Consider the following 11605-nt stretch of genomic DNA (forward strand, 5'->3'; position numbering starts at 1 on the left):
CAAAGATAGTGATTTGAAAGATGAATTAAAACAACGGCAGAAAGCTATTTTTTCTATAAAAACAGGATGATTATTTGCGGTTTTCCGCATTTATTATATTTTGAGTGTTAAAATTTAAGTTAATATTTGTTTGTTAAATTAAAATTGTATTACATTTGGGATATAATTAAACTTAAATTAACAATTGCCTATCGTATAAAAATACTTTTTTTAGAAAAAATTTACTCAAAACACGAACTCTAAAAGGTATTATTATGGCTACTGTTAACCTCCCCGACGCATTATTGGTTAAGAATTACATTGCTGGTGACGAAAAAGCATTGGCTATTCTTATTGAAAGACATCAATCTAAAATTTATGGATTTATTTATTCTAAAATTGCAGACCGCGATATAACTGACGATGTTTTTCAAGATACTTTCATTAAGGTAATTAAAACCTTGAAATCAAATTCTTATAACGAAGAAGGAAAATTTTTGCCTTGGGTGATGCGAATCGCACATAATCTTGTAGTTGATCATTTCAGACGCAATAAAAAAATGCCAATGCATCGTGAAACTGAAGAATATTCTATTTTTTCATACATGACAGATAATTCTATGAATGTGGAAGGAAGAATGATAACTGACCAAGTGGAAGATGATTTAAGACGTTTATTAGACGAATTGCCGGCAGACCAAAAAGAAGTGTTGGTTATGCGAATGTATCAAGACATGAGTTTTAAAGAAATTGCTGAATCAACCGGAGTTAGCATTAATACTGCTTTAGGAAGAATGCGTTATGCTTTAATGAATTTGAGAAAAGTAATTGAAAAAAATCAAATTATTTTAACCAATTAAACAATAATTTTATTGGAGTTGTCGTTGTATAAGAAAACAAACAATTTTTTATATGGCAAAACTTTACACTAGTAAAAAATTAGCGACTCCAAAGATGTTACCTAAAAAAGAAACCATAAGTTTTTTGCTCAACTACTCCAAGGCACTGAGCATTGTTAAGGTAGGAAACATGACTTTCGAAAACATCGCTAATTAAAAGAAACATCCCGATTAAAGTCGGGATGTTTTTTTTCGATTTCTTTTAAAATAGATTTTCGGCCAATAGATTTTGTTATAATATCTTTTTCCAAATTCCAACCTCTTGCCGGAGAGTATTCTCTTCCATACCAAATGATTTGTAGATGTAAATCATTCCATAATTCTTTTGGAAAAATGGATTTAGCATCTTTTTCAGTTTGAACTACATTCTTCCCATTTGTTAAGTTCCAGCGATACATTAGTCGGTGAATGTGCGTATCCACAGGAAATGCAGGAATTCCAAAAGCTTGACTCATGACTACACTTGCTGTTTTATGTCCCACAGCCGGTAAAGCTTCCAAAGCTTCAAAACTTTGCGGAACTTTACCATTATACTTTTCGATTATAATTTCAGACAAACCATGTATTCCTTTTGATTTCATTGGAGATAATCCACAGGGGCGAATTATTTCTTTGATCTCTTCGACACTTAGTTTTACCATATCAAATGGATTATCAGCTTTTGCAAATAGGATTGGTGTTATCTGATTTACACGAACATCTGTGCATTGAGCTGATAGCAAAACAGCAATCAACAAGGTGTAAGGGTCTTTATGGTTTAAAGGAATAGGGATGGTAGGATATAGTTCATTTAACGTATTTATAACAAATGTTGCACGCTCTTGTTTGGTCATTTTTAACTAAATTTGAATGGTAAAAATAACTCTAAATTCAGAACTTAGCAACTCGACTGCTTAGTAACTTAGCAATTATAACTATGACTACATTAAAAAAAGGTGATAAAGCTCCGGCTTTTTCAGGAAAAGATCAGGAAGGAAATGGGCATTCATTAGCGGATTATAAAGGAAAAAAACTTGTTGTATTCTTTTATCCAAAAGCAAACACACCGGGTTGTACGGCTGAAGCATGTGATTTGAGAGATAATTTTGCCCGTTTTGAAGCAAACAATTATGCTCTTCTTGGTGTAAGTGCAGATAATGCTAAAGCACAATTAAATTTTAAGAATAAATTTGAATTTCAATTTCCACTTTTAGCGGATGAGGATAAATCGGTTATTCAAGCTTTTGGAGTTTGGGGTCCTAAAAAATTTATGGGAAAAGAATATGATGGAATTCATCGAACCACTTTTGTAATTGATGAAAATGGAATAATTGAGGAAGTTATTTCAGAAGTAAAAACGAAAGCCCATGCAAATCAAATTTTGGGATAAAAAAAGGCCGAATGTAAAAATCAACATTCGGCCTTTTTAATTTATTAGCTATTTATTTTGTTTGTTCAACTATAATTTTTTTGGGATCATAACCGAATAAGTTGTCTCTTTTTATGATTTCTGCAACTCCTTTTGGAAGCATTTCTTCCCAACCCGGTGTGCCTTTTGCAATCATTTTTAATACATGGCGAGAATAAATTTCTAAATTATTGTGATTAAAATCTTCTATATCAACAACTTTTCCGTTGAATTTAAAGAATTTATACAATTCTTTCATACGTGGATGTACTTTCAGATTTTCAGAGTTCATGACTGTGCCATCTTCACTTTTCATTGGATACAAGAATACCTTAAGGTCACGATAGAATAATTTTCCGAAAGCTTCTAAAATTCCTCCGCTTAAATGACGGTAATATTTTTCGTCAAAAATATCTACCAAATTGTTAACCCCCATGGCTAATCCCATTCTGGCTTTTGTATAGCTTGAGAAATATTCCACAACGCGATAATACTCCTGGAAGTTTGAAATCATTACATATTGTCCTAATGAACATAATAATTCTGCTCTGTCCATGAAGTCGCGTTCGTCTATTTCACCTTCTGATCTTAAGTTTGAAAGAGTGATTTCAAAAATTACCAACGTATTATCAGCATCAACTTTACTTTCGTTCAAAAACATTTCAAGTGATTTTTCATACATGTCCATATTCACGCTTGTAACGGGACGAAAACTTCCTCGTAAAGCAAGAATATTTTTTTTGTATAAAATGGAAGCCGGTAAAATATTTGTTCCATCCGGGCCAAACATTACGGCATCTGTCATTCCGTTTTTAACCAATTGTAAACTCATTAAACGATTATCTACATTAGCAAAACGCGGTCCGGAAAAGTTAATGGTATCAATCTCTAATTGGTCTTTATCTAAGTGGTCATATAAATAACGCAGCAATTTTTTTGGATCATTGTATTTATAAAAAGCACCATAAATAAGATTGACTCCTAAAACGCCTAATGTTTCTTGTTGTAAACGGGCATCTGTTTCTTTAAAACGAATGTGTAATATAATTTCATTATAATCTTCATCCGGTTCAATTTGGTATTTAATGCCTACCCAACCGTGTCCTTTAAATTGTTTAGCAAAATCAATAGTAGCGACAGTATTAGCATAACTGAAAAACATTTTATTGGGATGCTTTACGCGATCCAATCGTTTTTCAATTAAGTTTACTTCATGATGTAACATTTTTTTTAAACGACTTTCTGTGACATAACGACCGTCTTTTTCAACACCATAAATGGAGTCGCTAAAGTCTTTGTCATAGGCAGACATCGCTTTTGCAATTGTTCCTGATGAACCACCAGATCTAAAGAAATGCCGAACAGTTTCTTGTCCAGCACCAATTTCGGCAAAGGTTCCGTATATGTTTTCATTCAAATTGATTCGCAGAGCCTTATCTTTGATTGAAGGAATCTGCTCAATCGCCTTATCACCCTTTAATTTTATTTCCATAGCATATCTTTCCATATTTCCTTAGTAATACATTGCAAAGTTAACAAATATCATACCGTAATAAAAGATTAATAATGCTATTTTTGTGAAAATTTAACGTCTTGAAGGTTTATTTTTTAGGCACCGGCACATCTCAGGGTATTCCAGTTATTGGAAGCCATCATTCTGTTTGTAAGAGTACGGATGTTAAAGATAAACGCCTTCGGGTTTCCGTTTGGATTCATGATGAAAAAAGTTCCATAGTAATTGATTGTGGACCGGATTTCAGACAGCAAATGTTATCCTGTCGATGTCAAAAAATAGATGCTATTTTGTTTACTCACGAACACGCAGATCATACTGCCGGTTTAGATGACATCAGGCCTTTTTTTTTCAAACAAGGTGATATTCCAATTTATGCTCATAGCCGTGTAATTGCCAATTTGAAAAAACGTTTTGATTACATTTTTGAAACTGAAAATAAATATCCGGGAGCTCCATCTGTAGCCATACATGAAGTAGTAAAAAATAATACTTTTAAAATCGGTCAAAAAAATGTTATTCCAATTCAAGTGATGCATGGTTCGCTTCAGGTTTTTGGTTTCCGAATTAATTCTTTTGCTTATTTAACGGATGTTAAAACTATAGAATCAAGTGAGTTGGAAAAATTAAAAAACCTAGAAGTTTTAGTAGTCAATGCCTTGCGCGAGGAACCTCATGAAACCCATTTTAATTTGCAGGAAGCTTTAGATTTTATAACTTTGGTTAATCCTAAAAAGGCATATTTAACCCATATTAGCCACTTATTAGGATTTCATGAAGAAGTGCAACAAAAATTACCATCGAACGTTTATTTAGCTTACGATAATCTTGAAATTATAATTTAATAATGAAAAAGTCTTTATTTCTCTATTTATTTATTGTCTCCTTTTTAATGATGATTTTTACCTATATGTATTATAGTAAAAAAGTAAAATTTGAAGCGGAGCGATTTGAAAAACTTAAAGTTAAAATGAATGACAGCATTCAGTCGTTAAATAATCAGGTTTTTGAAGCTAATTATTTTACACTTTTGAATAATGATAATGCACAAAACTATTTAGAAGATTACTCCATCCCAAAATTAATTTCAAAAATTGAACAAAATTTGATGGAATTAAATGATAATCCGGAAGGAAATCCTTTAGTAGAATATGGAAAAATAGGAGACCAAAAATTCATAATCAATAAAATTAAAGTTATAAATCACCGATGGATTATTGCTGATTTCAGCAATGGTGATCTTTGGGGAGAGGTTTTATTGCAGTACTTCATTGAAGAAGACGAGCAATTGACTTTTAAAATTATTCAATCCACTTTATATGTTAAGAAATAATGTTTTGTATCTTTAGCTTTCTTTATTAATTTGTAGATATGAAAAACAGTTTGCTTTTACTTTTTGTGGTATTCAATTTAGTTTCCTGTAAAAAATTTGATCAGGAAATAGAGCCTGAATTAGCCAAAAAACAAACGTTTATTGATACCGTTGAAAATTCAGATAAAGATGCCAATGGTTGCTTGACATCTGCGGGTTATGTTTGGTCTCAACTCAATAAAGAATGTGTTAAAATCTATCAATCCGCCATTATTTTATATCCACATGCTAATCAAACCAATGAAGATGAAACTTTAAATGCCTATGTTGTTTTTAGTAAAGAAGGAGGAAATGAAGCTGAAATATTTTTTCCCAATACTGAAAAATCACATCTTTTTATTCGCGAAAATGAAGGACAGCCATGGAAATATGAAGATTGGCAATTGATTCCCTGGAAAGGATTTATTCTTAAAAAAGGAGAAGAAATTAAATTCTCCGGAGATGGTGAATTTGGTCCCAAAGTTACCGGAAGCGATAAAATAGAAAATTAGTTTATTTGTTTTCTACCAACCATTTTCTGAAATCAAAGAAATTTTGAGGCGAAACTCCGTGTCCAATTGGATATTCTTTGTATACAACATCAATTCCGAAATTTTCCAGTAATTGAGGTGTTTTTCTAGCCCATTCTACCGGAATAACTTGGTCCACAGTTCCATGAGAAGCAAATATTTTTAATCCTGATAAATCATTTTTTTCAAAACCTTCTATAGCCATTTCTAAATTCAAATAACCACTCATTGCAACCACTTTCGAAACTTTAGTTGGATAGGAGAGTGCTACGGCATAACTTAAAATTGAACCTTGACTAAAACCAATTAAGCTAACTTTAGTTGCGTCTATTGGATATTTTTCTAATAATTCATCAATAAAGTCAGCAATCATATCACGAGATTGACGAGCTTGATTTAAATCTGAAAACTTATTTTCATCTGCATCAAAATTAATTGCATACCATGCATAACTTCCATATAGCATGTCATAAGGAGCCTGAGCAGAAATTACAAAATATTCTTGCGGAAGTTCTGATGCAAAAGAGAACAAATCTGCTTCATTACTGCCGTATCCGTGTAATAATAATAGAAGAGGATTTTTTTCTTGAATAAATTTAGGTTCACGAACCAAATAATGTAATGACATGATTATAGATTTTTAAATAGTTTTTGGTAAAATTCACCCAACAAAGGAATGCTTTTCTGTTGACCATTTAAAGCTCCCATAAATCCATAAATCCAAAGAATAAAAAAGAATAAATAAAAGGCAGAAGAAACCATCCAATCATCGAAATAGCCAATAACATAGCCCAATGCAAAAAAGGTTAAAAATATTCCCAATGCTTGACGAATGTGAAAACTGGCAAAGGTACTTTTTGATTCACTATTCATGAAAATTGCGATTAAAGCACCAATAATAGTAAGGTATGCGACAATTGCAGCATTCTTATTTTGTTCCATATTATCTTATTACTATTTTTCCGTTATTATAAATTCCATATACTTTTCCTTTCATTTCTTGTCCTAAAAAAGCAGTATTTTTTGATTTGGAAAGCAGATTTTCTTTAGTAAAAATCCAATTTCCATTTGGATTAAAGAAAGTTAAATTTGCGACTTCACCTTCTTTTATTGAATTGTTATTTATTCCAAAAAAAGCTTTACCCGCAGTCAATTTTGAAACAATCACGTCTGTAGGCAAAACAGTTTGTAATGCTCCGAAAGCACTTTCTAACCCAATTGTTCCGTTTTTAGCCATATCAAACTCCATTTTTTTATGTTCGATATCAATTGGATTATGATCGCAAGTAATCATGTCGATTGTTCCATCCAAAACACCTTGAATCAAAGCTTTACGATTAAAATCATCACGAAGAGGCGGACTGACTTTAAATCGGGTGTCAAAACTATCTAATTTTTCATCGGTTAAAACTAAATGATGTATTGCTACACTAGACGTTATGTTCAAACCTTTTGCTTTTGCTTCACGAATTAAGTCAACCGATTTTGAAGTTGATATCGTTGGAATGTGCATTTTTCCACCGGTATATTCCAATAAAAACAAATTTCTGGCAACCATTAGTTCTTCCGCTAAAGTTGGGATTCCTTTCAGGCCCAATCGGGTAGAAACAATTCCTTCGTGAACAACTCCATTTCCTTTTATTTTTTCATCTTGCGAAAAGGCAATTATTAACCCGTCAAAATCCTGAACATATTGCAATCCTATTTTTAACAAATTAGCATTTGAAATATTCTTTCCATAATCGCCAAAGGCAATGGCTCCAGCATTTTTCATGTCAAACAATTCGGCTAAATCTAAGCCTTCTGCATTCTTTGTGAAAGCTCCTATGGGAAATAAATCGACAGCATTTTCTTTTGCTTTCTCTTGAACAAATATAATTTGAGCTTGATTATCAATTATAGGCGATGTATTTGGTTGTAAAGCAATGGCGGTAAATCCACTTTTTGCTGCTACCAATAACCCATTTGCAATTGTTTCCCGCTCTTCAAATCCAGGTTCTCCTAGAGAAACTGAGGTATCAAACCAACCTGGGGAAACATGTAAATTTTCAAAACTTATTTCCTCAAAATCAGATGCCTTTTCAAGATTCTTCCCAATTTTGAGTATACTTGAGCCAGACAGCTTTAAATCAATAGTTTGATTATGATAGGGACTATTCTGATCAATTATTGTTGCGTTGCGTATGATTAGGTTCATTTCACAAATTTTTGAATGAGTACTTCCAAGACCAAAAATAATAAAGTTATCCACACAAACCATTTCCAAATAGCATTATCTATTCGATTAGTTTGTAGGGTATTAAAAACGGTTTCCATAGAATTACCGTTTTCATATTTTTCAACCAAATTTGAATTATCTAAACTTAAATCACTTTCAGTTCGAGGATAATTAAAACTAATATTTTTTAAAATTGAATTATCTTTAAAAGCATTGTAATTTCCTGCAATTGTTGGACTTTCAACAAACGAGAGTTTAACTTTATTGTTTACTATTTGTTGTTGTGGAATAAATTTTTCCGCTTTTTCATCAGATACCGAAATTACTGAAATAATCTCATCTTTTGATAAAAGTTGGTCAACAGTAACCGGAGTTGAAGTTCCTATTGGTAACGCATTTATGCCTGTTTTTGCACTTTGCAGTGCCATATTATAAAATGTTGGCACTATCAATGGTGAGTTTTTAAAATTTGAATTGTCTTTATGGATTGGGGCTGAAAATACATAAACTGAACTCAAAGCGGTTGAAACAGCAATTAAAAACGGGCTTTGGTCTTCATAACTCAAAATAGCAGGATAAGTGCTTATTAGTTCAAAACCGGAAACCGTTTTAGGATATTGAAAATTGTCAACTTTTTTTTCAAAAACACCTGAATACAAAGGGTGAGCGAACGAAATGCCCGTAATTAATTTCTCCTTTTGTATTGAATTATTCATCGAAAGTGAACCAAAATTTCTAAAAAAAAGGTTTGAATTAGAAATACTGCTTTCTGAAGATGGAATGAAGATCAAGTTTCCACCTTTTTCATAAAATGATTTTAATGTGGTTTGTAACGCTTGTGGAACTTCTTTAAGTTCATTTAAAATGACAACATCTTGTTTTTCAAGTAGATTATAGTCTAATGATTTTAATTCAAATTGAGAAAATATAAATTCATTTTCAGTATATATTTTTGTTAGAAATTGATTTTTTTCAACTTGACCAATCGCTAAAACATTTGTTTTTTCAGGTTTAGAAATGCTAAAATAATAGTAATTGTCATAAACCAATCCTGAATCATCCAAATATACATAACCATTAAAATCTGATTTTGGAATAGTGAAGTAAAGTTCTTTATCAAGTTGATCAACCTTAATTTGTGTTTTGGCAATCAATTGTTTTTGATTATATAAAGCAACCGGAATTTCAATGTCCGATTTTCCATAAGTTTTTATTTTTACACCTATTTCGTAAAAATTATCTAATGTTTGGTGTAAATATACACTATCAACAGAAACATTATTTTTTTGTTCTGAATTTGGAATAATAAAGAAAGGATTATACGTTTTGTCAAGTGGTTTCAGTTGGTTCTCCTCTAAATTAATAGCATCAGTAATGATAACTAAATCTTTATTATAAGGTGTTTTTCTCGATTTTATTTTTGTCAGGCTTTGATCCAATTGAAACGAATTGACACTGTAATTCAAATTCATCAATTCTTTCTGTATCGATTTGATATCAGTATTCCAATAAATAGCATCGTTGGTTAACAATGAAAACGTTTTGTTCTCCGGGATATTTTCTAATAATTCCTGTACTGTACGCTTGAGCAGTTCACCTTGTTTTCCTTTGGCTTGCATACTAAAGGAATTATCAAGAATGATATAAAGTTCATTATTTACTCCTTTACTATCTTTCGCTTTAAAAAAAGGTTGTGCAAAGGCAAAAATCAAAGCTGTTAATAAAAATAAACGGGTAAGTAGTAGAAGCCATTTCTTAAGTTGTGAACTTTTACGCGTTTGTATAGAAAGTTCTTTAAGAAATTTTACATTGGTGAAATATTCCTTTTTAAAACGACGAAGTTGGAATAAATGAACCAAAATTGGTAAAACCAATAAAAATAAGAAATACAGAATTTCAGGATGTTTAAACTGCATTTAATGAAAGTTTTTCAAAGATAGTTTTTATATTTTAATAGTACAAAAGAATTGCAATGAAGACTGTAGAATTCAGTATATAGAATACTTCGCCTACTTATTTATTCTATTTTTTCTTTCTTTTAGCATCTCTTTTTTTCTCTACACCACGATTTCTGGATTCTGTTTTTCTGGGAGTACGTTTCCCGGGACCACCTAAATTGACCTTTTTGTTTTTGTCTTTCTTGTCATGAAATGCTTCACCACCCTCTTTTTTTGGCCGTTTCAGAAGCACTTTCATTTTTCTTTTCTCTTTTTCGAATTCGAGTATTTTTTCCTCGATTTCAATATTGGGTAATGCTAAAAACTGAATTTCTTTTTCCATTAAAATTTCAGCTTCAATTTGAATTTCTTCTTCTCTCGGACTCACAAAACTTAAGGCAGTACCGGTTTTATCAGCACGACCTGTTCGCCCGATGCGGTGCACGTATTGCTCAGGAACTTCCGGAAATTCCATATTTACAACATGTGTAATATCTGAAATGTCTAAACCACGAGCCATTACATCAGTAGTTACAATTCCTCTGATTTCACCTGCTTGAAAGGAAGCCATGGTATTCAAACGATAATTTTGCGATTTATTGGAATGAATTAATCCGAATTGGTCAGGAAAATCTTCTTCTAAAGAAGCTGCGACTAAATCGGCCGTTTTTTTATTATTAATAAAAATTAAAAGCCTTGACATACTTTCGTCTGTGTGCAAAAGTTCTTTCAGCAAATTAATTTTAGTTAAAAAATTAGGCACTTTATAACCAAGTTGCGAAATCTGTTCCAAAGGAGTTCCGGATGGAGCTAAGGAAACTTCAATAGGAAAATCAAAATATTCGTCTAACATGTCATCTACTTCGTCTGTCATTGTCGCCGAAAATAGAATATTTTGTCTTTTGGTTTTTAACATCGTTAAAACAGATGTCACTTGAAAGCGAAAACCTAAATTCAACATTTCGTCAAATTCGTCAATGATTAATTTTTGAATTTCATCAAAGCGAATTACGTTGTCTAAAGCTAAATCCATCACTCGACCGGGTGTTCCCACTAAGATGTCGACACCTTGATAAACAGCAGTTTTTTGAGTATTAATATTCACTCCACCATAAACGCCAAGTGTTCTAACTGACATGTATTTTGTCAATTTAACAACTTCTTCAGCAACTTGCACTACCAATTCTCGAGTTGGAACTAAAATTAAAACCCGAGGTGTGTGTGTATTTTGAAACTTCCATTGTTTTAAAATTGGAAGTAAATAGGCAAATGTTTTACCAGTTCCGGTTTGAGCGATTCCCATCATATCACGACCAGATAAAATAACCGGCATTGATTTTATTTGAATAGGAGTAGGGGTTGAAAATCCCATTTCATCCAATGCTTTTTGTAATGATTTGGGTAAGTCAAAATCCAAAAAAGTGCTCATAAATACATAGTTTTTGCAAAGGTACGCATTTTTGAAGGAAGAATAGAATTGATGGATTTAGACTAGATCAGCAATTTTAAAATAGGGTTGCTTATAAGTGTTTAATTTTGTCAATCATTTTAGTAATCAAATCATCGTCACATTTTGCCCAAAGAAGTTCCGGATTATCTCCTTCCCAAATAGAAATTGTATTAAAATCGAAAACATTAATATTTTCATATAATGAATAGTCCATCTTTCTGTTTAATTCACTTTTTATGATTACTTGTTTGAATAATATTACTTCTGAATTGATATTTTTTTTTGAATACAAAGATTTGAGTAAATTTAAATGTTCTATCAATAATTCGAAATTTGTTTCT

Annotated in this window: 13 protein-coding genes; 5 read left to right on the forward strand and 8 right to left on the reverse strand. The window is 31.7% G+C overall.

Annotation, left to right across the window (positions count from 1 at the left end):
• Positions 1-254 precede the first annotated feature (254 nt).
• Positions 255-839, forward strand: coding sequence for a sigma-70 family RNA polymerase sigma factor (locus tag C0512_RS09445; protein ID WP_290860915.1), 585 nt, complete (start codon positions 255-257; stop codon positions 837-839).
• A 188-nt stretch (positions 840-1027) separates the two neighbouring features.
• Here C0512_RS09445 and nth read toward each other — a convergent pair whose 3' ends face one another.
• Positions 1028-1711, reverse strand: coding sequence for an endonuclease III (gene nth / locus C0512_RS09450; protein ID WP_290860917.1), 684 nt, complete (start codon positions 1709-1711; stop codon positions 1028-1030).
• Between the two features lie 83 nt (positions 1712-1794).
• Between nth and bcp the strand changes: the two genes are divergently transcribed.
• Positions 1795-2247 carry a thioredoxin-dependent thiol peroxidase gene (gene bcp, locus C0512_RS09455; RefSeq protein WP_290860919.1) on the forward strand — a complete coding sequence of 151 codons (453 nt, stop codon included), beginning with the start codon at positions 1795-1797 and terminating at the stop codon, positions 2245-2247.
• 52 nt (positions 2248-2299) lie between these two features.
• Here the strand turns inward: bcp and C0512_RS09460 are convergent, their stop codons facing one another.
• Positions 2300-3757, reverse strand: a complete 1458-nt coding sequence (locus C0512_RS09460) for a TonB-dependent receptor (protein ID WP_290860920.1) — start codon at positions 3755-3757, stop codon at positions 2300-2302.
• Between the two features lie 101 nt (positions 3758-3858).
• Here C0512_RS09460 and C0512_RS09465 point away from each other — a divergent pair, with 101 nt between their 5' ends.
• From C0512_RS09465 to C0512_RS09475, 3 genes are read left to right on the forward strand one after another with little or no spacing between them, the layout of a single operon-like run.
• Positions 3859-4623 carry an MBL fold metallo-hydrolase gene (locus C0512_RS09465; protein ID WP_290860922.1) on the forward strand — a complete coding sequence of 255 codons (765 nt, stop codon included), beginning with the start codon at positions 3859-3861 and terminating at the stop codon, positions 4621-4623.
• 2 nt (positions 4624-4625) lie between these two features.
• Complete coding sequence (locus tag C0512_RS09470; RefSeq protein ID WP_290860925.1) at positions 4626-5111, forward strand: hypothetical protein; 486 nt, start codon at positions 4626-4628, stop codon at positions 5109-5111.
• Between the two features lie 38 nt (positions 5112-5149).
• On the forward strand, positions 5150-5641 hold the full coding sequence (locus tag C0512_RS09475; protein ID WP_290860927.1) for a hypothetical protein: 492 nt from the start codon (positions 5150-5152) through the stop codon (positions 5639-5641).
• A gap of 1 nt (position 5642) precedes the next feature.
• Here C0512_RS09475 and C0512_RS09480 read toward each other — a convergent pair whose 3' ends face one another.
• The 6 genes from C0512_RS09480 to C0512_RS09505 all read right to left on the reverse strand — a co-directional run.
• Positions 5643-6293, reverse strand: coding sequence for an alpha/beta fold hydrolase (locus C0512_RS09480; protein ID WP_290860939.1), 651 nt, complete (start codon positions 6291-6293; stop codon positions 5643-5645).
• On the reverse strand, positions 6290-6601 hold the full coding sequence (locus C0512_RS09485; RefSeq protein ID WP_290860929.1) for a hypothetical protein: 312 nt from the start codon (positions 6599-6601) through the stop codon (positions 6290-6292). The genes C0512_RS09480 and C0512_RS09485 overlap by 4 nt, the downstream gene beginning before the upstream one ends.
• Before the next feature lies 1 nt (position 6602).
• Positions 6603-7856, reverse strand: a complete 1254-nt coding sequence (locus tag C0512_RS09490) for a dihydroorotase family protein (protein WP_290860931.1) — start codon at positions 7854-7856, stop codon at positions 6603-6605.
• The gene (locus tag C0512_RS09495) at positions 7853-9793 is read right to left on the reverse strand and encodes a BatA and WFA domain-containing protein (RefSeq protein ID WP_290860933.1); all 1941 of its coding nucleotides are present in this window, start codon (positions 9791-9793) and stop codon (positions 7853-7855) included. The genes C0512_RS09490 and C0512_RS09495 overlap by 4 nt, the downstream gene beginning before the upstream one ends.
• Before the next feature lie 106 nt (positions 9794-9899).
• Positions 9900-11243 (reverse strand): DEAD/DEAH box helicase, encoded by a 1344-nt coding sequence (locus C0512_RS09500; protein ID WP_290860935.1) that lies wholly within the window; start codon positions 11241-11243, stop codon positions 9900-9902.
• 91 nt (positions 11244-11334) lie between these two features.
• Positions 11335-11605 (reverse strand): hypothetical protein (locus C0512_RS09505; RefSeq protein ID WP_290860937.1); only part of this gene is annotated, 271 nt, incomplete at its 5' end.

Origin of the sequence: Flavobacterium sp. (assembly GCF_013822155.1) — a bacterium.
GTDB lineage: Bacteria > Bacteroidota > Bacteroidia > Flavobacteriales > Flavobacteriaceae > Flavobacterium.

What these genes read in the sequence shown, in the direction of transcription:
- C0512_RS09445 (WP_290860915.1), top strand. Translation starts at nt 255, where the DNA reads ATGGCTACTGTTAACCTCCCCGACGCATTATTGGTTAAGAATTACATT.
- nth (WP_290860917.1), bottom strand. Translation starts at nt 1,711, where the DNA reads ATGACCAAACAAGAGCGTGCAACATTTGTTATAAATACGTTAAATGAA.
- bcp (WP_290860919.1), top strand. Translation starts at nt 1,795, where the DNA reads ATGACTACATTAAAAAAAGGTGATAAAGCTCCGGCTTTTTCAGGAAAA.
- C0512_RS09460 (WP_290860920.1), bottom strand. Translation starts at nt 3,757, where the DNA reads ATGGAAATAAAATTAAAGGGTGATAAGGCGATTGAGCAGATTCCTTCA.
- C0512_RS09470 (WP_290860925.1), top strand. Translation starts at nt 4,626, where the DNA reads ATGAAAAAGTCTTTATTTCTCTATTTATTTATTGTCTCCTTTTTAATG.
- C0512_RS09475 (WP_290860927.1), top strand. Translation starts at nt 5,150, where the DNA reads ATGAAAAACAGTTTGCTTTTACTTTTTGTGGTATTCAATTTAGTTTCC.
- C0512_RS09485 (WP_290860929.1), bottom strand. Translation starts at nt 6,601, where the DNA reads ATGGAACAAAATAAGAATGCTGCAATTGTCGCATACCTTACTATTATT.
- C0512_RS09490 (WP_290860931.1), bottom strand. Translation starts at nt 7,856, where the DNA reads ATGAACCTAATCATACGCAACGCAACAATAATTGATCAGAATAGTCCC.
- C0512_RS09495 (WP_290860933.1), bottom strand. Translation starts at nt 9,793, where the DNA reads ATGCAGTTTAAACATCCTGAAATTCTGTATTTCTTATTTTTATTGGTT.
- C0512_RS09500 (WP_290860935.1), bottom strand. Translation starts at nt 11,243, where the DNA reads ATGAGCACTTTTTTGGATTTTGACTTACCCAAATCATTACAAAAAGCA.